Source organism: Moraxella atlantae NBRC 14588 (assembly GCF_001591265.1).
GTDB classification, from domain to species: domain Bacteria; phylum Pseudomonadota; class Gammaproteobacteria; order Pseudomonadales; family Moraxellaceae; genus Faucicola; species Faucicola atlantae.
This window is the reverse complement of the sequence record NZ_BCUL01000001.1, coordinates 23,117-44,724: the sequence shown is the minus strand read 5'-3', so window position 1 is coordinate 44,724 and position 21,608 is coordinate 23,117. Positions and strand designations below refer to the sequence as shown.

Here is a 21,608-nt window from a genome sequence, read left to right as displayed (position 1 = left end):
TAAATTAATATTGCAATAGCATAAACTAACCATTATAAGATTAAACTACAACCTACGATGAAAATCAGCACCATTGAACTCACAGAAACCGAAAAATAAGCACTTGAGCGAGGGTACGAAACAAGCCAAACAGCCGTATATCGACAACGTTGTCATCTTATGTTACTCAAAAGCCAAGGCTACAAAGTCCAAGACATCGCCGATATATTGGGCACCAACATTCAAAGTGTATATAACTGGGTCAAACTTATTATGGACGAACTCACTGAGCAAACAGGCAAACAATTTAGCCAATGCACCTTTGAGCGTTTTTTAAAAGTATTAGCTACCCCTACAAACGCATCCGTATGCGATTAAGCAATGCCACCCAGAGCATTATCGACTTAAAAAACAATAACTTGACGTACTTGGAGATAAAACAGGGTTGGCTTAGACCTTGCGATTATTTCGATTTTGATTCACTGCGCTATGGCGTCAATCGGCTGTTTGCTAATATCGGCTTGTTGCTAAATTTAAACTTCAAGCTATTTGTATATATAGTAATTTAATTTTGTCAGATTACTTATAAATAGTTGAGACCTTTGCACAAACCAGCGACCATCTCTCGACACCAATTTCAAACTCAACTAAAAACTGGAATTGGTGTTAAAGAAGCGAAAAAAGTCACCGAATTGGCATAAAAGTCTCCCAAATTGCAGTCAATTAACGTCTATTGGCTAGTTTTGCCAACCAACAGACACAATAACCCTAAGGCAGTCCGTATTTTCGCTTCAAACCTAGGGCGGTTTTTAAATGATGCACAATGCTAGCAAGCAAGGTACTGGTATGAAATTGCATTAAGCCAAGATGACGAGCCTTGCTCATCCCATAATGCAATTTAAAATGACCGAATACCCGTTCTACCGTATTTCTGGTTTGGCTCTTTTGGGTATTGGTACGTTTTTGCTGTTCGGTAAGTGGTGTATTACGCCATGCCCTATCATGGATATGATTGTTGATAGGCGGCTCATGCTCGGCAAGATAGTCGTCATGGGCTTGGCTTTTATACGCACTGTCGGCGTAAACGGCAGATTCATCACCTGTTAAAAGCGTGGTAAAACATTGTGAATCATGGACATTAGCAGGGGTGGTTTGAACTTTTTTGACAAAGCTGTCTTCATCACAGTTAAGATGGATTTTATAGCCGTAGGTGGTTTTTACTTTGCCTGTGCTGTCTTTTTTACTGACGTAGGCAGCTTCGTTATCTTGGGTATTGTCGGTATGTTTGCCTTTTTTAGCTCGTTTGTTTTTGGCTTCAACGATACTGGCATCAATGATGCTAACACTGCCTGCTTTGATGATGATATTTTGCTCGGCTAGTTGCTTATTGATTTGGTTGAATAAGGGTTCAATGAGTCCAAGTTCACCTAAGTGTTTGTGGTATCGCCAAATGGTGCTGTGGTCGGGTACGTTATCGGTAAGTGATAGCCCAACAAAGCGACGAAATAGTAAATCTCTTGCCAGTTGTTTTTCCATGGCTGGGTCGGATAGGTTATAGAGTTTTTGTAGTAGTAAGATTTTAAACATGATGACAGGGTGAAAGGCACTTTCGCCACGGTCACTGCTATGAACGTAGCGTAGGGTGTGTTCGATACTTTGCCAGTTGATTAGGTCGTGTAGTTCATCGAGTTCTTCGATGGCTTTGTGTCCGTTAATGAGACTGTCTGCTAGGGAGAGTTGCCCTGTTTGTTTCCATGCCATATTCGTGTCTTTTGCTATCTGTTTGATTTTACTGTATTATATCACTTTTACAAACTTTTGTGCATTTTTTCGTGCAAAGGTTTCTAGTTATATTTTACTTACCATATGATCGCGCCCAAACCATGCCAACGTATCATGCAGTTTCACCACATTGCCGATGATCAGTAGCGCAGGCGTTGGTAAGTTCGCCTCAGCTTGTTTGGCGACGATATCGGCAAGTGTGCCTGTGAGCACGCGCTGATTGGGTAGGCTTGCATTCGAGACGATCGCAATCGGTGTATCGGGTGCGCGTCCTGCCCCCACCAAGCCATCAGCAATCGCTGCCAACTGGTTTAAACCCATATAAAACACCAGTGTCTGGTTATCGTCAAGCAGCTGGCTAAACTGGTTATTGATGGTGTTGGTTTTGATACACGCGGTGACAAACTGTACCGACTGGGCATAATCGCGATGGGTCAAAGGAATGCCTGCATAGCTTGCCGCCGCCGTCGCTGAGGTAATCCCAGGTACAATCTCATACGCCACACCTGCTGCCGCTAAGCGTTCGGCTTCCTCACCGCCGCGCCCGAACACAAACGGGTCACCGCCTTTGAGGCGTAACACACGCTTGCCTTGCTTGGCATGTCTGATCAACAATTCGTTGATTTGGTCTTGGCTAACGGCGTGATTGCTGGCTTTTTTACCGACATAAATTTTGGTCGCGTCACGGCGGCATAAATCCAAAATCGGCGCAGATACCAAATTATCATAAAACACGATATCCGCCTGCTGCATCAAGCGTAAGGCTTTAAAGGTCAGCAAATCGGGAGCACCTGCACCTGCGCCCACGATATACACCTTGCCCAGTGCGCCAACTTGCGCCGCCTCGCTGGGTAGATGATCACGATGTACCGCCAACAAATCTTGTAAATCGCGCTCGGCAGTAGGCAAATCGTTGGCAAACACACGCTCGGCAATCGTACCTTCAAACACCTGCTCCCAAAACTTACGCCGCGCGGTGATGTTTGGCAACGCCGCTTTGACATGATCACGAAACTTGCCTGCCAAACCTGCCAACGCACCATACTGCGGTGGAATCACAGTTTCAATTTTGGCGCGTAGCAGCCGTGCCAATACAGGGGCCTTGCCCGCGCTTGATACTGCCACCGTAATTGGATCACGGTCAATGATAGCAGGAAAAATAAACGTACACAGTGGCGGATTATCCACCACATTGACAGGGATATGCTGCGCTTGGCAGTCGCGATAAATCCGCTCATTGAGTGCCGTGTCATCGGTGCAAGCAATCACCAAGGTTTTACCTGTAAGTAACGCACTGTCATACGTGCCCGTGTGCAAGGTGTGTTGCGGTTGGTCACCAAACGCGGCTTGTAGACTGGTTTGATAACGCTTGGCGATAAAGGTAATATGCGCCCCTGCCCGCGCCAGCAGTGTCGCCTTACGCAGCGCAACCTCTCCGCCGCCAACAATCAACACGGCTTGGTGTTCTAGCTTAAAAAATAGCGGTAAGGTATTCATACTTGCCCCTTGTGCCTGTTTTGCTGATTGACCAACAAATGCATCTCAGAATATACCTGATGACAGTGAAAGACAAAAAAGCTGAACGCGGTGTCCAGCTTTTTTACGCTTGCCCTTGGCGTGCGCTGTGTGGTTGTCAAAGATATGACGGCTATGGGCTTATAGCTGCGTGTGCAAACCACATTCGCGGTTTTCTTCCACTTTGGTGGGGTCAAAGTAGTCGTGCTCATTGGGCAAATCATTGGCTTTAAGGTAGTCTTCCAAATCATCTTCTGTCCAATGAAATAACGGCGCAACCTTAACAATACCGTCTTTGCTCTCGGTCACCACATCAAGCGATTGACGAAATTCGGTTTGGTCACGGCGAATTGCATTGATCCACAAATCTGGGTTGATTTCTTTGAGCGCGCGCCCAAATGGTTCAAGTTTAACCTGCTGGGTAAATTCCGCGTGCGCAGGGTTATTGACGCTTGGAATACCGTTAAAATACACATCGCGCCATGCAGCGGTCTGTTGTGGTAAATACGTCACCACATTGAGGTTCAAGCGTTTGATCAAATCCATCGCATGGCGATAAGTCGCCTCAGTGTTGTAACCAGAATCGACAAACAACACCGTGATGTCTGGGCGTTGCTTGGCAACCATATGCAAAATCACCGACTCGTATGGGCGAAAATTGGTGGTGATAATCGGATTGTTGGCATGCTGCAATGCCCATGCCACGATGTCTTCGGCAGACTTGTCTTTTAGCTCGGCGTTTGCCGCGTCAAGGTCGATATTGAGTTTGTTACTCACGGTGTGTCCCCATCTTTTCATCAAATACAGTTAAAATTAGCCCGTTAGTGTAAACGGATTTGTTATGCCAAAAAAGTGCCAATTACCGATATACTTATGCCAAAATTCGATTTGGTTTATTGCTTTATTTGAGCCACGCGTACATTTATTTTGTCTGTACGCGGCTAAACATCGGTAATTCTTGCGCGCTGCGTCCATCATATGGGTGGCGAATACTGTCAAAATATGCAAACCACGCGTCATCAAAGTTTGTATCATCAATGACAAATTGACTAAAACCAACCTGCGCCAGTGGCTCTAATGTATCAGGCAAGATGTCACCCAGCGCGCGCAAGATGGTGTCGCCAAAATCGGGGTGCATACGCATGCTTTGGGCTAGGCTATAGCCGCGTCCATCGCGAAAACCTGCAAAATAAATTGTCACCGCATCTAGGTGCGGCAAAATCTGCGGCAAAGCGTGCGCTACTGTTTGGTAGTCGGTGTCACCCGACAACAGCAGCGTAACGCGTTGTGCATCGGTTGTATTCGCTGCCAAATATGCGACATCATCGATCAGTGTGGGCAAACGCTCGGCAAGTTGCTGCTTACGCGCAGCTTGTTTGGCTTTGGCGGTTTTGTTGTCATCTGCGCTGGCATCTTCAGTCAGCAAAGCAAGCGGCATCAGACTATAGACGATTTCACGGGCATCGGGCTGCAAGGCAACGCCCTGCACCGTGTCAGTCAAGTCAATAAATTGCCGTGCACTGCTATCGGCAGGGTAAAATGCGTCAGATTCGATGATATGCGTGCGGTCAATAAGCGGCATACAGGCGCAATCCTTTTTTTGTCGTTAATCGGTGGTGGTATTAGGCTTCGCTGGGTGCGTTGTCGCGATACACGCGCGCTTGAAACGGCTCAATCCCAATCCGCGCCACGGTGTCGGCAAACAGCTCTTCAGGCTGACGCTCGGTCAGATACACTTGCAAAATATCATCCAACGTGCTTGCCACCGCGTCCATCGCCACTGACCGCCCAAGAATTTGCCCAAGTTTGGCGTCTTGTTTGGATGAACCGCCCAGCGAAATTTGGTACCAATACTCGCCTTTTTTATCCACGCCCAAAATCCCAATATCGCCCACATGGTGGTGTGCACAAGCATTCATACAGCCTGAGATATTCAAGCGCAAATCACCCAAATCATGCACATAATCAACTTGTTCAAAATGTGCGTTGATTTGATCTACGATATTGAGTGTGCTGGCATTGGCAAGCGCGCAATAATCAAAACCAGGACACGCGATGATATCGGTGAGCGTGCCGATGTTGGGACGTGCCAAATTGTACTCGGCAAGTGCTTGCCACAGTTCATACAAATCACCCAACGCGATGTCACTAAATACCAAGTTTTGGTGGTGGGTGCTGCGAATCTCGCCAAAATTGTAACGATCCGCCAAATCGGCAATCACGCGCATTTGGGTTGAGGTGACATCACCTGCAATTTGCAAATATGGCTTGAGCGATAGCGTAACGATACGATAGCCTGCTACTTTGTGGGTATGGGTGTTGTGCGCGTACCAAGCAGCAAATTCGCTATCAGTCGCCAGTTTATCCTGCAAGCTTTGCTCAATGGCAGGCAAATCTGTACCAAAATCTTGGTAGTCAGGACTGCTAAAAAATGATTTAGCATACTCAATTTGCTCGGGCGTTAAAGTCAATGCACCGTCTTGATTGTAGACTTGCCAGTCTTGCTCAACCAACTCAGCAAACGCATCTTTGCCCATGCTTTCAACCAAAATTTTAATCCGCGCTTTGTATTTGTTATCGCGCCGTCCGTACTGGTTGTACACGCGTAACACCGAATCTAAATACGATAGCAAGTCTTTTTCGGGCAAAAATTCGCGGATCACCTTACCAATGACAGGCGTACGCCCAAGCCCGCCGCCAACGATGACTTCAAAACCCAACTCGCCTGCATCATTTTTCACGATATGTAAGCCAATATCGTGCAGCATGGTTGCAGCGCGGTCTTCTTTGCTGCCGATCACCGCGATTTTAAACTTGCGCGGCAAATAGGTAAATTCAGGATGAAAGGTAGACCACTGGCGAATAATCTCGCAATAGGGGCGTGGATCGGCAACTTCCCCAGCGTTCACGCCTGCATATGGATCGGTGGTGGTATTGCGGATACAGTTGCCCGAAGTTTGAATGGCGTGCATCTGCACACTGGCAAGTTCGGCTAGAATATCGGGGACTTCTTCAACCTTGACCCAGTTAAGCTGAATATTGGTGCGCGTGGTAAAATGCCCATAGCCTTTGTCATACTGCTCGGTGATGTCGGCAAGTTTGCGTAGCTGATAGCTTGCCATCAAACCATACGGAATGGCAATACGCAACATCGGTGCGTAACGCTGAATATATAGCCCATTCATCAAACGTAGCGGCAAAAATTCTTCTTCGGTCAGCTCACCTGCTAAATAGCGGCGAGTTTGGTCGCGAAACTGCGCCACGCGGTCATTGACCAACTGCTGGTCGATGGCATTGTATTGGTACATAATCACCTCGTTGGCTGATTGCTTGTGGTTGGCTGGCAGGTGCCTTGTTGTTGATACTTTTGATCGATCTATCAGTAATCGGCTATTGTATAACAAAATCACCGTTTGCAATAGTTATTAAGCAGTTACTAAGCCGCTTGTAATTTTGCCGTATGATTTTGCATGGCTTGATACAAATTAATCGGCTATCTTAAAACTTCACTGGCAGTTTGCTAAATTCTAATTGGTGATAAAGTTATGGCTAAATTCCAAACCGTGATAACCCTAGACAAAAAAACCATTTTATAACTATCGCCAAATCGCCTATGATTAAACGTTAATTTTTTATCTCAGCAAAAAACCAATAGGAACAACGATGACCCAAGCAAATCTTGCATCCGCTACCCCACATAGCCATAACGCCGCCGATGCCATCCCTGCCAGTGCCACCAATCAGCCCACCGATGGCTTGGTACCACCACACGGCAGCTCTGTGCTCAAACCCAAACTTTTGACAGGTGACGCGCTTGTCGCCGCCCAACAAAAAGCCGAAAACCTACCCAAAATCAACATCACCTCACGCGAAGCAGGTGACTTGATTATGCTGGGCATTGGCGGCTTTACCCCACTTGATGGTTTTATGAACCAAGCCGATTGGCAATCGGTGTGCGATAACATGCACCTAGCAACAGGCGATAACGCTGGCGTATTTTGGCCAATTCCAATTACCCTATCAACCGACCAGGCAACCGCTGATCGTCTGACCATCGGCGATGAGGTAGCATTGGTGCACAATGACACCGTGATGGGTATTTTGACGCTAACAGAAAAATACACCATCGACAAAGCGCATGAATGCCAAACCGTTTTTGGCACGACCGATACCGCTCACCCAGGCGTTGCACTGGTGATGGCACAAGGTGATGTCAATTTGGCAGGCGATGTTGTGGTGCTAAGCGAAGGCGATTTCCCCGAAAAATACGGCGATATTTATCTTACGCCTACGCAAACCCGTGAAATTTTTAAACAAAAAGGCTGGAAAACTGTTGCCGCGTTCCAAACCCGCAACCCCATGCACCGCTCGCATGAATACCTTGCCAAAATCGCCATCGAAATTTGTGACGGTGTGTTGATCCACTCACTTTTGGGCGCGCTTAAACCCGGTGATATCCCTGCTGAAGTGCGCCAAGAAGCGATTGCAACTTTGATTGACAATTACTTCCGCAAAGACACCGTTATTCAAGCAGGTTATCCGCTTGATATGCGTTATGCAGGGCCACGTGAGGCGTTGTTGCACGCGCTATTTCGCCAAAATTATGGTTGTAGCCATCTGATTGTTGGGCGCGACCATGCAGGCGTTGGCGATTATTATGGTGCATTTGACGCACAACACATTTTTGATACGCTGCAGCCCAATGATCTTGTCACCCAACCGCTAAAAATTGACTGGACGTTCTGGTGTGATGAGTGTGAGGCGATGGCTTCGACCAAAACTTGCCCACACGATGAGCATTCTCACGTTAAAGTGTCGGGTACTAAATTGCGCAAGGCATTATCAGAAGATGACTATGTGCCTGAAAACTTCAGCCGTCCAGAGGTGCTAGAGATTTTGCGTGCCTACTACCAAGGCTTAGGCGAGCATGAAAAACATAAAGTTGAGCTCAAAGGCCATTCTGCCAAATAACGTTTGGGCTAACTGTGCAAAAGGCAGGCGTTTTGTCTGCCTTTTTTATTGGTCACTTTTTTGATTTGTGCCGTTTTTTTACTGCCGCTTTAACATACGCTTACCAAAATAAGACGCTTACGCGCCCAAGTACGGGGGCGTATTATGGCACAATGCCGAAGGTCTGATAGCCAGATACTTTTTAATTTATTTAACTTAAAAAGATATTGGTTTAAATTTTTAAAATTAACATAATCAATCAGGTATAAATATGAACCAACAAGCAACCGATAAACAAACGCCAACCAATCCACTCACCGCGTATCATGATGGTGATTTTCCGCCCGAAAAACAGCCTAACCCCGGCGTACAACAACAGATGAAATATATCCCTGATTGTGGCGAGGACAGTTACCGCGGTCACGGGCGCTTGCAGGGGCGCAAGGCGTTGATAACGGGTGGTGACTCGGGTATTGGGCGTGCGGTGGCGATTGCGTTTGCCCGTGAAGGCGCAGACGTGGCGATTAGTTTTTTGCCCGAGGAGCAAAGCGACGCTGAACAAGTCAAATCCTTGATTGAGGCGGCAGGACAGCGCGCCTTGCTACTGCCTGCTGATTTGCAAGATGAGCACGCCAGCCGCCAAATCGTCAAAGATACGGCTGAAGCTTTTGGCGGACTTGATATTTTGGTATTAAACGCAGGGCGGCAAATAGTGGTCGAGCGTTTGGAGGATTTGACGGCCGATGAGCTGCGCAAAACGTTTGATATCAATGTGTTTTCACAGATTTTTTCTATCCAAACCGCGTTGGACTATTTGCCAGCAGGTGCTAGCATTATCACCACCAGCTCGATTCAAGGCTTTGAGCCGACGACCAATTTGCTGCAATACGCTGCCACCAAAGCCGCATTGGCAAACCTAACCAAAGGGCTGGCAGCGCAGTTTGCTGAGCGCGGCATTCGGGTCAATGCTGTAGCCCCTGGCCCGATTTGGACACCATTACAAGTCGCCTGTGGTCGTGACCCTGAAGCCGTGGTTGATTTTGGGCAAGAGAGCACCCTTCAGCGCGCAGGTCAGCCTGTTGAATTGGCAGGCGTTTACGTGTTTTTGGCGTCAGATGAGGCCAGTTATGTCACGGGGCAAATTTACGGCATCACAGGCGGAGCGCGGCTGTTTTGATGGTAGCATTAAGCGTCCCAATGTTTGTTGAAAAAACTTGCTGCCTTGTTGGGTTAAAAAATAATTGCTAGTAAAAATAAGAGGTTATGTTGTTATGCGCGCGTTTGTTGGCGATTGTATCTATTCACCCCAGTCATCACAGCTTTTGGCATGGTCTGCCGTACTGGCGGCAAGTATCGGCTTGGTAGCGTGTTCTGCACCGCGTCAGCCGACCAATGCACCGCATACGCGCACGGTCTTGGTCAGTAACGCCCCGCCCGTATATGTGGTGCGGCGCGGCGATACGGTCAGCGCGATTGCCAGCCGTTACGGGCTTGATTATCGTCAAATTGGCGCACTCAACGGCTTAGACAGCAATTATACCATCTATCCTGGCCAGCGTTTGCGCTTGACCAATCAGCGTAGCGTCAGCACTGCTGCACCGCGCCCTGTGTATAATACCCCACGCACCACCGCGCCGATTGTGGCAGGCACACCGCGCCCAATGCCCAATACCATGCCTACCAGCATGCCAAACAATACACCCAACTGGACGGCGCAAACGTGGCTACGTCCCGTCTCGGGCAATATCATTCGTGGATTTGATAAATCCGCTAACAGCCTTGGTATGTGGTTTGCTGCCCCTGCAGGCACAGCAGTGCGCGCCGCACAAGCAGGCACGGTGTTGTATGTCGGCAGCGATTTACCAGAGTACGGGCGGTTGGTGCTGATTCAGCACAGCAATGACTACATCAGCGCTTATGCACATTTGGGCAATATTTTGGTACAAGAAAAACAAACCGTGCAAGCAGGACAAACGATTGCCAATGTCGGCTACGCGCCAAGCGTCAATCAATCGGCGTTGGAGTTTCAGATTCGCTACCGCGGTACGCCGATCAACCCTGCGCAATTTGTGCGCTAAATCAACACGCAACATCAGCATAAAAGGAGCTGTAACATGGTCGAAAATAGCAAAGCATTTGTTGCCCTAAAGATGGCAGAATTTTTGTTTCAACAAATTCAACACGATGATACCAGCACAAACCGTGGGCGGGTTTATCGCACCAAAGATGAGTTTTTCGCGCTATATAAAGAATGCTTACATGTGGTTAGCACCACTGAAGCCGATCACCCAACCAAATAAACTGTGTTGTTTTACTAGCAAAAACCGCCACTATGGCGGTTTTTTTGTTGGTGGCGATCTTACCCATTTTGCTAACAAACATTGATATTTTTTGTGGTGAATTTCTGCTATAGTTTTGAATATCCTAAACTTTATTGACCCTAGAATCATGGCTACCGATTTTCATGCTGCGTTTACTTCTGCCGTGTATGGTCGCAACCGCCCTGCCGAGTATAACGCGGATTTGCAAGTTTTGCGGCGCATTCGGCGGTTTTTGTTGCCCAAAGATTTTGCCGTATCGGCTGCACTGATTGATGAGCTCAATCAAGGCTATGGGCTCAACGATGCACCCGTTGATGCGCTGCTAGCCGACGGCATAAAATTTGCTAGACCGCTGCAACGGCTGATTTTGCGTGAGTCTGGCTTTGCAGATAACGCGCCGACAACCGCGCAAAATCGTGCCGATGATCAAAACTTGCTCAAGCGTGCCGAATTTGCCGAGCTGTACACACAATTTGCCACTTATCCTGATTGGTACGAGCCACAGCTTGCCGAAATCGGTGCGGTGGCGTATCGGCGTTATCCGTTGATGCTGGTGTGGCTGCTGCGCAATGTTGCGCTGATGGCAGGTTACAGCATCCCGGCGTTGGCGTTGCCACTGATACAAACAGGCGCGTTGGTCAATGATGCTTTGCCGCGGCTGATGCGCACCTATGCGTATATTTTGGCGGTGTCTGAACACGCAGCAGTTAGCCCGACAGGGCGCACGGCATTGGCGATTGGCAGTGAGGGTTGGCGACAAAGCATTCAAGTACGGCAAATTCATGGCTTGGTGCGCAAACAGCTGTTACAAAACGGTTGGGACAGCGTGTACTGGGGCATACCGATTAACCAAACCGATATGGTTGCCACGCACTTGCAGTTTTCGCTATTGATTATGCGTGGGCTCAAGATTTTGGGCGCGCGCATCAGCACGGAGGAAGCCGAAGGTATTTTGCATCTGTGGCGGCTGGCTAGTTGGTGGATGGGCATTGAGCTAGCACGTTTACCTCAGCATGAAACGGCGGCATGGGCGTGGCTGTATACCTATTTGGCAACGCAAGAGCTGGATTTTGAGGTTGGCAAGCCATTGGCAAAAGCATTGCACGATTTGCCTTCGCAGCTGATGGGTAAACAGACGCGGCGCGGTCGTTGGGTTGAAATGGTCAATGCCAGTGTCACGCGTACGCTGGTTGGTGATGATATTGGCGATGGGCTTGGTTTGCCGCGTCCTAAGTGGCGGATTGGAGTTTTAGCCAGTGTGCCGATTTTGTTTGGTGTGGATACGGCGCGGCAATTTAGCCCACAGCTGGCAATAAAATTAGAACAAGTCCGCGCCAAACGACAAGACAACATGAATTGGTGGCTAAAACGCTATGACCATTACTATCAATAATTTTGCTATCCGTCAATTTTGATGGTCTGCCCATGCCAAATTTACCTTTGTCAAACCCCAAATCAAATGCATTCGCTAAGATTGATCAGCCATCGATGCGCACAGCATGGGGGTGTTTTGGGTATTTTTGCAACTTGGTTGCACCAGTTTCGGCGGTCCGATTGCGCATTTGGGCTATTTTCGCCAAACATTTGTTGAAAAGCGTAACTGGCTTAGCGATGCCCAGTATGCTGATACGGTTGCATTGTGTCAGTTTTTTCCTGGACCTGCCAGCAGCCAAGTTGGTATGGCGATTGGTTGGTATCGTGCAGGGCTAGTCGGTGCGCTGGCCGCATGGCTTGGTTTTACGTTGCCCTCGGCAGTGGTGTTGATGGGCTTTGCGGTACTGTTGCAGCGTTATCCTGACGTTGTGCCTGTGGGGCTGGTGCATGGGCTCAAGCTACTGGCGGTTGCGGTGGTGTGGCAGGCGGTTTGGGGTATGGCGCATAAGCTTACGCCCGATAAACCGCGTTTGACGGTGGCGGTATTATCGGCTTTAGCGGTGCTGTGCGTGCCGACAATTTGGGCACAGTTGGCGGTGATGGTCATGGCAGCGGTAGTTGGTTGGTGGCAGTTGCAACCACGATTGCCAAGCTCTGATCCAACGCCGCAAGCATCTGTTTTGGGCAAGGCATCTGCCAAACAAACGCGACTTGCGATGGGCTGGCTATTGGTATTTGCTGGGTTATTGGTCGGTTTGCCACCATTGCAACAATATTTTGCTCATCAGGATTTTGCCAATCAAAGTTTGGCAGCGCATGGGCTTGCGGTGTTCGATGCGTTTTATCGTACAGGTGCGTTGGTATTTGGTGGCGGGCATGTTGTTTTGCCACTGTTGCAAGCGCAAACGGTGGCTATGGGTTGGGTTGATAACGCGACATTTTTGGCAGGTTATGGCGCGGCACAAGCAGTGCCCGGCCCGTTATTTACCTTTGCTGCGTTTTTGGGTGCGTCAATGAGCCAGCCACCAAACGGTTGGCAGGGCGGTTTGTTGGCATTGGTGGCGATTTTTTTGCCATCGTTTTTGTTGGTGTTGGGTGTGCTACCCGTTTGGCAGCGTTTACGCACCAATCACACGTTACAAGCGGCACTATTGGGGGTCAATGCGGCGGTGGTCGGTGTGCTGCTGGCAGCGTTGTACAATCCTGTGTGGGTTAGCGCGGTTGGCAGCGTGCAGGATTTTGCCGTGGTACTGTTTGCGATTGCCGCATTGATGGTCTGGCGGCTACCCGTGTGGGTGGTGGTGATTGGTTGCGCGTTGGCAGGGATTGCGTTGGCGCAAACTTAAGCTCAGATATTCGCTACGCGCTGCGCGTCTGCCATCGTTTGCGCGTATTGCAACGCGTGGTATAGGCTACTGGCACTTGCCTGCCCCGTGCCTGCCAAATCTAACGCTGTGCCATGATCCACTGAGGTGCGAATATACGGCAAGCCAAGTGTGATATTAACCGTTTCACCAAAGCCATGCGATTTGAGCGGTGCCAAGCCTTGGTCGTGATACATGGCAATCACCACATCACAATTGGCTAAATGCGCGCGTGTAAACAATGTGTCGGCAGGCATGGCAAGGCTAATATCGACCCCTGCTGCGCGAAACTCTGCTAGCACAGGATTGATGATATCATTTTCTTCACGTCCCAAATGCCCGTCTTCGCCTGCGTGCGGATTTAGCCCACACACCAAAATCCGTGGCTGCTTTAGCCCGAATTTGCTTTGACAATCCGCCAACACAATCGCCACCGTTTCGCGCACCGCACTTGGTGTGATGGCATCGGCAACCGCACGCAGCGGCAAATGCGTTGTCACCAATGCAACGCTCATTGCGCTATTAGCAAGCATCATCACCACCTTGGCACAGCCTGCTTGTTGCATAAAATATTCGGTATGCCCCATAAAATCAGGCAGCTTTGCCATGATGACGGATTTTTGCAGCGGTGCGGTAACAATCGCCGCCACCTGCCCCGTGTTTGCCAGTGTATGCGCCATATCAAGCTGCGCCAACACCATGTCTGCATTGGCAGGATTTAATATTCCTGCTTGTACAGGCTCGGCGGTGGGCAGATGAATGACGTTGAGCGCATTAGATCGGCAGGTTAGCGGTGGCAAGGACAAGTGGTGGTTGGCAGTTTGGTCTAGGGTGATGGGGTTAATTTGAATAGTATTGCTTAGGCTATTTTGTTTAAGCAGCAAATCATAACGTGCTTGCAAAGCGTTAAGATCCGCCAACACCACCACAGGGCGGTCAAACTGCGCCAATTTACCTGCACTTACCAACATCAGCACGATATCCATGCCAATGCCTGCTGGCTCACCTGTGGTAATCAATAATGGTGTGGTTTGACAATTGTTGGGATGATTTGCACCGAATGTTGTTTTACTTAGGCTATTTTTAACATTATCCTGCGCCATTATTGCCTCCTTCACGTTTGCCCAACCCTGCCTGTCAATGCTGGTCAATAAAGTCATCTGTTAAAGCGACCCAATACAGCCGCCAAACAAAAGCCCCATGCGTTGATAAACACATGGGGCATGGTGTGCCAGTTTACAAGGTGGGGTGCTAGTCGTGATCACCAAAATATGGTTTTATTCATCATCACTCATCAGGCTTTGGGTGTATTTTTCTAGTCCCATACGATCGATCAGCTCGTGCTGGGTTTCAAGCCAGTCGATATGCTCTTCACTGCCGTCTTTGAGTTTGACCAATAATTTGCGCGACACAAAATCTTGCTCAGCCTCACACACAGCGATGACTTGGCGCAGCAGCTCAGTTTTTTGGTATTCAAGACGCAAGTCACATGCCAAAATTTCGGCAACATTTTCGCCGATCAACAGCTTGCCCAGTTCTTGCAAATTTGGCAAACCTTCTAACATCAAAATGCGCTCAATCAAGTCATCCGCCCATTTCATTTCACGGATGGATTGACGGTACAGCACATCATTTAGTTCATGCAGACCCCAATTTTTGGCGATACGGGCATGCAAAAAATACTGGTTAATCGCGATTAACGCTTGCCCCAACGCGGCATTGAGGGCACGGATCACATCACGGGACGTTTGCATAGCAGCAGACTACCTTTTTTATCATTCGTTGCCGTAAACCTGCGACTTCAGGCGGTGGATATAAGGCAATTGTTAAATGCGATGAGTTTTGCTATACTCATCTCACTATATTCAATGTCTTACATTCCACAGTTAAGTTAAGACTAAATTGCGAGTACGCAGTAACTTAACTGGTAAGACGTTTCCAAACACACACTTAAGCTAATTCGTGTCTATGACAATCCTAACGGTAGGATTAGCTTAAAATAAGAACCTAAGATGTACGGTGTGTCGTACGGGCGGTTGCCATTGTCTTAGGTTTGCGGTGGGGCTTCACCGTCTTGCAGAAGGAATCCCCTCACTTTAGGGAGGGGAGGAAGTCAAGAATGAAAAACGTTGGTAAAATTGGCGCACGATGGGTGTTTTAACCCTCGTCAATATCGCCCAATTGCGCTTGTAGATAATTGGGCAAGCCAATCATATCAATCAAGCGCAGCTGCTGCTCAAGCCAATGCGCGTGGTCTTCTTCGGTGTCAATCAACTGCTCGACCAACAGCTCACGGGTGACAAAATCGCCTTGCTGCTCACACAGCACGATGCCGTCTTTGAGATGTTGGCGCACCTTGTATTCAAGGTCTAAATCCGCCTGCAGCATGCTTGGCACATCATGTCCCACGTGGATGGCATCCACTTTCATGTTGGGCACGCCTTCAAGCATTAAGATACGGTTAATAATCTTACGCGCGTGATCGGTTTCTTCTTCCATTTCGTGATGAATGCGCGTGTACAATTTGTCGTAACGCCATTCGTGATACATCTGGGCATGGATAAAGTACTGATCACGCGCGCCCAGCTCACCACCCAATAAAAAATTTAAATAATCAATAACTTGCGGACTACCTTTCATGGTTGTATATCCCCGAATGCAAAACAGTTAACTTTGATACGCTGATATGGCGCAAAAATTTGATAGCGGCTATGATAAGGTATGTCAAAAAAGATGGCAAGGTTTGGTGAAAATTATTTTGTAATAATTAACAATAAAGAATTTAATGATAATTGTTTTAACTTGGTTCAAGGTTTGGCTAAGGCGCTTTAACGCGGATCGGTTCGGTTGTTTAGCCATCATTGCCAATTGATGCTTGGTAAAAGCACCAAAGCTGCGCCGCTGTACTGTAACTCATCTAATTTTTAGCGGCTTGATTTTAAGCTGTTGAGGATTGAACCGCCAAATACTAGGCTACTTGGATATATAAATTTGCTTTGTTGGCATCAGCTTTGGCGGCATGGTGCTCGGCAAGGTAGTCTTCTACCATCGGCTGACAGCCACCACAGCAGGTTGCTACATCAAGCACATTTTGCAGGGCTTCTAGTGAGTCATGTCCTTGGGCAATGGCGTTTTTGATTTGGGCTTCTTTGACAGCGTTGCAGATACAAACGTACATGGCGGTTTATCCCATCGACTAATTTATGATAGCGTTATCATAATAATAATTAGTCGCATTTGCAACCGATTTTAGCTATTATTTCTTTTTATCTGTTTGTGAAAATCTTTTTGTGAAAATCTTTGGCGTGATGACCTAGCCGTTGTTGCTCAGCCATAGGGCAGCGTCGCTGTCGTGATAAAATTCTTGCTTCCAAATTGCCACATCGGCTTTGATGGCATTGAGCAGCCATTCGCAGGCAGCAAACGCAGGCTGACGGTGCGCGGCGGTGATGCCAATCCAAATTGCCATGTCACCGATCGCCAATTCACCCACCCGATGCACGGCAAGCGCATGAACAATGGCAAATTGCTGTTTGGCGGCGGCGGCAAGTTGCGCCCCTTGGGCAAGCGCGAGCTGTTCATAGGCATGATAATGCAACGCTTTGACGGGGCGGGTGTTGTTGTGGTTGCGCACCCAACCTTCAAAGGTCACCAACGCGCCGCATGTATCGTGGTGTAAGGCGGTTTTTAGGCGATGATCGTCAATTGGGCTGGCAAGCAGGGCAAAACCTTGCTTAATGGCGGTGTCATAGGCTTGCGCTTCAGACAACGTGGCCGTGGTAAGCGTGGCCGTTGGGCGGTATGACATACTCTAGCCTCCTGCAACAGGCGGGATAAATGCCACTATATCGCCGTCTTGTAGCGGTGTATGCCAGTTGGCGATGACGTGGTTGATGGCGATGGCAAGCCGATGTTGTGCCAAGTCAAACGTATAACGTTGGTTTAATTGCTGATACAGTTCGGTTGGGTCGTTGCCAGCAAATTCGATGACTTCTTCATCTTTGCCTGCACATTCAGCCAAACTGGCAAAATACAATAGCGTCAAGCGTTTGGGGCTAGTGGCTGACATAGTCGGATTTGCCTCCTGTTTTGCTTATCAGCTTGATGTCACCAATGGTGATGTCATGTGATAAGGCTTTGGTCATGTCGTACAGCGTCAAACACGCCACTGACACGGCGGTTAGCGCTTCCATTTCAACGCCAGTTTGGTCACTGGCGCGTACCGTTGCGTTTACTGTTATGGCGGCGTGGGCATCGTCATAGGTAAACTGCATATCAATGCCTGTCAGCGCGATGGCATGACACAGTGGGATAAGCTCGCTGGTTTTTTTGGCCGCCATGATGCCTGCGATATGCGCGGTTTGGGTGATCGAGCCTTTTTTGGTCACGCCAGCACAAGCCTTGAGCTGCACGTACACGGTTTGGTCAAACGATACCGTACCTGTGGCGCGCGCCTGCCGCGTGGTAATGGTCTTGGCACTGACATCCACCATGTGGATATCGCCATCAGCCGTGACGTGCGATAGCTGAGGTTGAGCGGTAACGGACGATGTGGGTTGGTTTGTCGTCATGATCGGTTGGTGTGTTAATGATTGGGGTTTTGCCCAAATACATGGGCAACAAAATTGCACGGACGTGTGCGGTTATCAAGCTGTTCAGCAATAATGCGCTGCCAACCTGTACGACAGGCACCTGTCGAACCCGGCAAGCAAAAAATCACCGTGTGGTTGGCAATGCCTGCTAACGCGCGCGATTGCACCGTTGAAACACCAATTTCTTGCAACGACAACGCGCGAAACAGCTCACCAAAACCGTCAATGGTTTTGTCAAACAGCACACTGGCAGCCTCTGGCATCAAATCACGAGCATAGAACCCTGTGCCACCTGTGGTGATGATGGCATGAATGGCAGGATCAGCGATCCATTCGCTCAGCTTAGCGCGGATTTGGTATTTGCAATCAGTGGTCAAGGCGCGCGCGGCAAGCTTGTGCCCTGCCTCGGTCACGCTTTGGGCAAGATACGCGCCCGATTTGTCTTCATCAAGACTGCGCGTATCGGACACGGTCAGCACGGCAATATGTAAAGGGATAAAATTTAACGCTGTCATAGCATGCCTTATTTTATAAAGTTGGTCGCTTTGATAAAAACTGATAAAAACTAACCGCCCACGATGGATAAATTGTGCATCAAACCGCTGTCGGCCGCCTGTAACTGATGGCGTGGTGGCTTATACGCCATTAAGTCTTGCACCGCGCCCATCAAACCTGCCACATCACCTGCTTGCAGCCATGGGCGCAAATCGTGACTGACGCTGTCAAACAAACACAAATGCAGCTTGCCTGTGCTGCTCACACGCAAGCGATTGCACGTATCACAAAAATGCTCAGCATACGGCGCGATGATACCGATTTTACCAACAAAATCGGTATGGCGATATTCAACAGCAGGGCCTGCGTCATCGGCGCGTGGCTGTGCTTGCCAGCCGTTTTGTAGTAAATAATTCACCAGTCGCTCACGTAAACTGGCAGGCTGCTCGTCAAAAAACCTGCCAACGTTATCACGCGTTTGCATCAGCTCAATAAACCGATACGTTACAGGGCGATGTTTGACAAAATCAAGCGCAGCTTGCAAGGTGTCAAACGCAATATCTGCAAACAATACGCCGTTGAGCTTTACTGTCATCTCTAACGCCAGTGCGGTGTCGATATCCGCCAGCAGCCGCGGCAACACGTTCATGCCTGTCAGTCGCCGAAAGGTCGGCGCATCAAAGCTATCCACACTGATATTGAGCTGATGTAGCCCTGCTGCTTGCCAACGCGCTACCTGCTGCCCAAGTTTGTAGCCATTGGTACTAAGCGCGACGGTACGCACACCCGTTTGAGCAGCGGCTTGTGCGATGATGGCGGATAAGTCTTGCCGTGTGGCAGGTTCCCCACCCGTCAAGCGTACTTTGGTCATGCCCAGCGCGGCAAACCCTGCCAACAAGGTGTTAATCTCTGCCAGTGTCAGCGCAGGCGCAGGCTTACCGCTGTAGCCATTTGGCAAACAATAGGTGCAGCGAAAATTGCACACATCGGTAACCGATAAGCGCAGATAGGTCAGTCGCCGTTGCCAATGATCCACCAGTGATACGGTTTGGCTTGGCTTGGGAGATGGGTAATGCATGGGCACAGATGGCGGCATAGTTTTTTTAATTTTTTAAATAAAAAATTTAAAAATCAAATAGTTAAAAGAAAAAGAAACAGTGCTGTAGTATATCAGCTTTTATCCATTTAGGCGATATATGACAATTCAACTTAGTGCAACGCCCAAGGCAATGGTACAATCCACACCGTTTCACCCATCGCCGCACCTGCGCTATCGGCAGGCAACACCAACAAGCAATTGGCAAGGGTCAGCTGCTTGACACAGTGCGAGTCTTGCGCTGCCATCGGGGTGACATGACACTGTCCATCAGCAGCTTGCTCAAAATGCGCGCGCTGATAGTCTTGTCGCCCAACCGCCTTACTAACCGCATGGGTCAATACCGCTGGCACACGCAGCGCGATGGGTAAATCTGCCTCTGCCACGCCTGCCAAACGCCACAACGCAGGCTTGACAAAATTTAAACACCCCACCACCACCGACAACGGATTACCGGGTAGGCCAAAGTATGGCACGGTGGCTTGCCCTCGGCTAAACTCACCAAACATCAGCGGCTTACCAGGTTTCATGGCAACCTTGTGCTGATGGACTTGCCCAAGCTTACGCACCAATTGGCTGAGATAATCGTAATCCCCTACCGACACACCTGCACTAGACACAATGACATCGCATTCGGCAATCGCCTGCTCAAGCGTTGCCCGAATTACCGCAGGGTCATCGGTAAGAATACCATAATCTTTGATCACCACTGGCAGATCTGACAACAACGCGTGCAACGTCGGGCTGTTGCTGTCATAGAGCTGAGCGGCATGGGTGAGCGATGCGCCCACCGCTACCAACTCATCACCTGTTGCCAAAATACCGATCGTCAGTGGCACAAGCGTTGGTACTTCGTGTATGCCTAAGGTCGCCAACAAGCTGATATCACTGGTGTTGATGCGCTTGCCTACCGCCAACACCTGCTCACCTGCTTGCACCTCTGCGCCTTGTGCGCGGATATGTGTACCTACGGTTGGTGGCGTATCAACCACCACTTGATACGGTAGGTGTTTTTGTTCTGGCGTTAGGTTGGCAAAATTGGTATTTTCCTGCATCACCACACGGTCACAGTCAGACGGCACCACTGCCCCCGTGAAGATACGCACGCCCTGCCCTGCTTGCAACTGCCCAATAAATGGCTTGCCCGCGCTTGACTCACCGACAACACTCAAAGGCGCAGCGGACAAATCACTGCCTGTGGCAATAGCAAAACCATCCATGGACGACAAATTTTGTCGCGGTACATCAAACGGTGCGGCTATCGGCGCAGCTAGCACGCGATTTAGGCTTTGCGCCAGTGGCACGATTTGTTGGGCACGCTTGGTCACAGGGTATTGCGCCACGTACTGCTGGCAATAGTTGGTGATAAACGCTTGTAATTCGGCAACGCTGAGCATAATTTAGTCTTTTTTCTTTTTCACAAGGTAACAAAACGCGGTTTTTAATTTGGGCGAAACTGGCTAAACATTGGGGCATACCTAAGCAAGTCAAGCCATTTTACAGGTAATATATTGCTTCGGTCAGCTGCAACAACTCGTGTTTATCGTGGCTGACATACAGCATGGGAATGGCAAAATGCTGACCAATTTGGGCAAAAAACGGCAAAATCTCTGCCTTATGATCACTGTCTAGCGCGGCTAGTGGCTCATCAAGCAGCAACACCTGCGGCGCATACAGCAATGCCCGCCCTAGGGCAACGCGCTGTTTTTCGCCGCCCGATAGCTTGGCAGGCATCCGTGCAAGCAGCGGCGCAAGTTTTAATAACTCAATGATAGCATCGGGGGCAAACCGCCGCTCGGCAGGTGCAATGTTGCGATAACCAAACAGCAAGTTAGCGTTTACCGTTTTGTGCGGAAACAATTTGGCATCTTGAAACACCAACCCAACACGCCGCTGCTGGGTCGGCACGTTGATGTGTTGGGCGCGGTCAAACCAACCTTGCCCTGCCACACGAATATGCCCACTCACGGGGGTAATCAGCCCTGCAACGGCGTGTAGCAAACTGGTTTTGCCCGTGCCTGACGCGCCAAATACCCCCACGATACGCTCGCGCGCCTGTAGGTCAATATTCAGACGTTTTTGCCCCAATTTAAGCGTACATTGACAATCAAAGCATAAAGTAGTCGTGGTCATGGCGGCA

22 protein-coding genes and 1 pseudogene are annotated in these 21,608 nt (G+C 49.1%); 7 read left to right on the top strand and 16 right to left on the bottom strand.

The window, feature by feature from the left end:
• Positions 1–147: 147 nt before the first annotated feature.
• Positions 148–357: pseudogene (locus MA2_RS00220) on the top strand (helix-turn-helix domain-containing protein); the annotation flags it as partial.
• 390 nt (positions 358–747) lie between these two features.
• Here MA2_RS00220 and MA2_RS00210 read toward each other — a convergent pair.
• The 5 genes from MA2_RS00210 to MA2_RS00190 form a co-directional block, all read right to left on the bottom strand.
• Complete coding sequence (locus MA2_RS00210) at positions 748–1,740, bottom strand: IS5 family transposase (protein ID WP_067054714.1); 993 nt, start codon at positions 1,738–1,740, stop codon at positions 748–750.
• An 87-nt stretch (positions 1,741–1,827) separates the two neighbouring features.
• Positions 1,828–3,258, bottom strand: coding sequence for a siroheme synthase CysG (gene cysG, locus MA2_RS00205; protein ID WP_067054710.1), 1,431 nt, complete (start codon positions 3,256–3,258; stop codon positions 1,828–1,830).
• A gap of 159 nt (positions 3,259–3,417) precedes the next feature.
• The gene (locus MA2_RS00200; RefSeq protein ID WP_067054707.1) at positions 3,418–4,074 is read right to left on the bottom strand and encodes a phosphoadenosine phosphosulfate reductase domain-containing protein; all 657 of its coding nucleotides are present in this window, start codon (positions 4,072–4,074) and stop codon (positions 3,418–3,420) included.
• A 124-nt stretch (positions 4,075–4,198) separates the two neighbouring features.
• Positions 4,199–4,858, bottom strand: coding sequence for a DUF934 domain-containing protein (locus MA2_RS00195; RefSeq protein ID WP_067054702.1), 660 nt, complete (start codon positions 4,856–4,858; stop codon positions 4,199–4,201).
• A gap of 40 nt (positions 4,859–4,898) precedes the next feature.
• Complete coding sequence (locus tag MA2_RS00190) at positions 4,899–6,584, bottom strand: nitrite/sulfite reductase (RefSeq protein WP_067055339.1); 1,686 nt, start codon at positions 6,582–6,584, stop codon at positions 4,899–4,901.
• A gap of 355 nt (positions 6,585–6,939) precedes the next feature.
• Between MA2_RS00190 and sat the strand changes: the two genes are divergently transcribed.
• The 6 genes from sat to chrA all read left to right on the top strand — a co-directional run bounded on the left by sat (position 6,940) and on the right by chrA (position 13,267).
• Positions 6,940–8,247, top strand: coding sequence for a sulfate adenylyltransferase (sat, locus tag MA2_RS00185; RefSeq protein WP_079352181.1), 1,308 nt, complete (start codon positions 6,940–6,942; stop codon positions 8,245–8,247).
• A 250-nt stretch (positions 8,248–8,497) separates the two neighbouring features.
• On the top strand, positions 8,498–9,403 hold the full coding sequence (locus MA2_RS00180) for an SDR family oxidoreductase (protein WP_067054699.1): 906 nt from the start codon (positions 8,498–8,500) through the stop codon (positions 9,401–9,403).
• 94 nt (positions 9,404–9,497) lie between these two features.
• Positions 9,498–10,304 (top strand): M23 family metallopeptidase, encoded by an 807-nt coding sequence (locus MA2_RS00175; RefSeq protein WP_079352180.1) that lies wholly within the window; start codon positions 9,498–9,500, stop codon positions 10,302–10,304.
• Between the two features lie 36 nt (positions 10,305–10,340).
• Complete coding sequence (locus MA2_RS00170) at positions 10,341–10,526, top strand: hypothetical protein (RefSeq protein ID WP_067054696.1); 186 nt, start codon at positions 10,341–10,343, stop codon at positions 10,524–10,526.
• 148 nt (positions 10,527–10,674) lie between these two features.
• A complete protein-coding gene (locus MA2_RS00165; protein WP_067054693.1) occupies positions 10,675–11,940 on the top strand; it encodes an oxygenase MpaB family protein in 1,266 nt (421 codons plus the stop codon).
• A 106-nt stretch (positions 11,941–12,046) separates the two neighbouring features.
• On the top strand, positions 12,047–13,267 hold the full coding sequence (gene chrA / locus MA2_RS00160; protein WP_067054689.1) for a chromate efflux transporter: 1,221 nt from the start codon (positions 12,047–12,049) through the stop codon (positions 13,265–13,267).
• Between the two features lie 2 nt (positions 13,268–13,269).
• Here the strand turns inward: chrA and pdxA are convergent, their stop codons facing one another.
• From pdxA to MA2_RS00105, 11 genes are all read right to left on the bottom strand, one after another.
• Positions 13,270–14,388 carry a 4-hydroxythreonine-4-phosphate dehydrogenase PdxA gene (gene pdxA / locus MA2_RS00155; RefSeq protein ID WP_079352179.1) on the bottom strand — a complete coding sequence of 373 codons (1,119 nt, stop codon included), beginning with the start codon at positions 14,386–14,388 and terminating at the stop codon, positions 13,270–13,272.
• Positions 14,389–14,562: 174 nt separating this feature from the next.
• Positions 14,563–15,039, bottom strand: coding sequence for a bacterioferritin (gene bfr / locus MA2_RS00150; RefSeq protein WP_067054687.1), 477 nt, complete (start codon positions 15,037–15,039; stop codon positions 14,563–14,565).
• A 403-nt stretch (positions 15,040–15,442) separates the two neighbouring features.
• Entirely contained in the window at positions 15,443–15,925 is a 483-nt protein-coding gene (gene bfr, locus MA2_RS00145) for a bacterioferritin (RefSeq protein ID WP_067054684.1), read from the bottom strand.
• A gap of 328 nt (positions 15,926–16,253) precedes the next feature.
• Entirely contained in the window at positions 16,254–16,463 is a 210-nt protein-coding gene (locus tag MA2_RS00140) for a (2Fe-2S)-binding protein (protein ID WP_067054681.1), read from the bottom strand.
• A gap of 135 nt (positions 16,464–16,598) precedes the next feature.
• A complete protein-coding gene (locus MA2_RS00135; RefSeq protein ID WP_067054678.1) occupies positions 16,599–17,093 on the bottom strand; it encodes a molybdopterin synthase catalytic subunit in 495 nt (164 codons plus the stop codon).
• Positions 17,094–17,096: 3 nt separating this feature from the next.
• Entirely contained in the window at positions 17,097–17,354 is a 258-nt protein-coding gene (locus MA2_RS00130) for a MoaD/ThiS family protein (protein WP_067054675.1), read from the bottom strand.
• A complete protein-coding gene (gene moaC / locus MA2_RS00125; RefSeq protein WP_067054673.1) occupies positions 17,341–17,856 on the bottom strand; it encodes a cyclic pyranopterin monophosphate synthase MoaC in 516 nt (171 codons plus the stop codon). Before moaC ends, MA2_RS00130 begins: the two co-directional genes overlap by 14 nt.
• A gap of 14 nt (positions 17,857–17,870) precedes the next feature.
• Positions 17,871–18,392, bottom strand: coding sequence for a molybdenum cofactor biosynthesis protein B (gene moaB / locus MA2_RS00120; RefSeq protein WP_067054670.1), 522 nt, complete (start codon positions 18,390–18,392; stop codon positions 17,871–17,873).
• Positions 18,393–18,442: 50 nt separating this feature from the next.
• A complete protein-coding gene (moaA, locus tag MA2_RS00115) occupies positions 18,443–19,450 on the bottom strand; it encodes a GTP 3',8-cyclase MoaA (protein ID WP_067055327.1) in 1,008 nt (335 codons plus the stop codon).
• A 131-nt stretch (positions 19,451–19,581) separates the two neighbouring features.
• Positions 19,582–20,865: a molybdopterin molybdotransferase MoeA gene (locus MA2_RS00110; RefSeq protein WP_067054668.1), complete on the bottom strand. Its 1,284-nt coding sequence runs from the start codon at positions 20,863–20,865 to the stop codon at positions 19,582–19,584.
• 100 nt (positions 20,866–20,965) lie between these two features.
• Positions 20,966–21,601: an ATP-binding cassette domain-containing protein gene (locus tag MA2_RS00105; protein ID WP_067054665.1), complete on the bottom strand. Its 636-nt coding sequence runs from the start codon at positions 21,599–21,601 to the stop codon at positions 20,966–20,968.
• Positions 21,602–21,608 lie beyond the last annotated feature (7 nt).

Excerpts from the sequence above, each read along its gene's own strand:
- MA2_RS00210 (WP_067054714.1), bottom strand. The coding sequence starts at position 1,740 with ATGGCATGGAAACAAACAGGGCAACTCTCCCTAGCAGACAGTCTCATT.
- cysG (WP_067054710.1), bottom strand. The coding sequence starts at position 3,258 with ATGAATACCTTACCGCTATTTTTTAAGCTAGAACACCAAGCCGTGTTG.
- MA2_RS00200 (WP_067054707.1), bottom strand. The coding sequence starts at position 4,074 with ATGAAAAGATGGGGACACACCGTGAGTAACAAACTCAATATCGACCTT.
- MA2_RS00195 (WP_067054702.1), bottom strand. The coding sequence starts at position 4,858 with ATGCCGCTTATTGACCGCACGCATATCATCGAATCTGACGCATTTTAC.
- MA2_RS00190 (WP_067055339.1), bottom strand. The coding sequence starts at position 6,584 with ATGTACCAATACAATGCCATCGACCAGCAGTTGGTCAATGACCGCGTG.
- sat (WP_079352181.1), top strand. The coding sequence starts at position 6,940 with ATGACCCAAGCAAATCTTGCATCCGCTACCCCACATAGCCATAACGCC.
- MA2_RS00180 (WP_067054699.1), top strand. The coding sequence starts at position 8,498 with ATGAACCAACAAGCAACCGATAAACAAACGCCAACCAATCCACTCACC.
- MA2_RS00175 (WP_079352180.1), top strand. The coding sequence starts at position 9,498 with ATGCGCGCGTTTGTTGGCGATTGTATCTATTCACCCCAGTCATCACAG.
- MA2_RS00170 (WP_067054696.1), top strand. The coding sequence starts at position 10,341 with ATGGTCGAAAATAGCAAAGCATTTGTTGCCCTAAAGATGGCAGAATTT.
- MA2_RS00165 (WP_067054693.1), top strand. The coding sequence starts at position 10,675 with ATGGCTACCGATTTTCATGCTGCGTTTACTTCTGCCGTGTATGGTCGC.
- chrA (WP_067054689.1), top strand. The coding sequence starts at position 12,047 with ATGGGGGTGTTTTGGGTATTTTTGCAACTTGGTTGCACCAGTTTCGGC.
- pdxA (WP_079352179.1), bottom strand. The coding sequence starts at position 14,388 with ATGGCGCAGGATAATGTTAAAAATAGCCTAAGTAAAACAACATTCGGT.
- bfr (WP_067054687.1), bottom strand. The coding sequence starts at position 15,039 with ATGCAAACGTCCCGTGATGTGATCCGTGCCCTCAATGCCGCGTTGGGG.
- bfr (WP_067054684.1), bottom strand. The coding sequence starts at position 15,925 with ATGAAAGGTAGTCCGCAAGTTATTGATTATTTAAATTTTTTATTGGGT.
- MA2_RS00140 (WP_067054681.1), bottom strand. The coding sequence starts at position 16,463 with ATGTACGTTTGTATCTGCAACGCTGTCAAAGAAGCCCAAATCAAAAAC.
- MA2_RS00135 (WP_067054678.1), bottom strand. The coding sequence starts at position 17,093 with ATGTCATACCGCCCAACGGCCACGCTTACCACGGCCACGTTGTCTGAA.
- MA2_RS00130 (WP_067054675.1), bottom strand. The coding sequence starts at position 17,354 with ATGTCAGCCACTAGCCCCAAACGCTTGACGCTATTGTATTTTGCCAGT.
- moaC (WP_067054673.1), bottom strand. The coding sequence starts at position 17,856 with ATGACGACAAACCAACCCACATCGTCCGTTACCGCTCAACCTCAGCTA.
- moaB (WP_067054670.1), bottom strand. The coding sequence starts at position 18,392 with ATGACAGCGTTAAATTTTATCCCTTTACATATTGCCGTGCTGACCGTG.
- moaA (WP_067055327.1), bottom strand. The coding sequence starts at position 19,450 with ATGCATTACCCATCTCCCAAGCCAAGCCAAACCGTATCACTGGTGGAT.
- MA2_RS00110 (WP_067054668.1), bottom strand. The coding sequence starts at position 20,865 with ATGCTCAGCGTTGCCGAATTACAAGCGTTTATCACCAACTATTGCCAG.
- MA2_RS00105 (WP_067054665.1), bottom strand. The coding sequence starts at position 21,601 with ATGACCACGACTACTTTATGCTTTGATTGTCAATGTACGCTTAAATTG.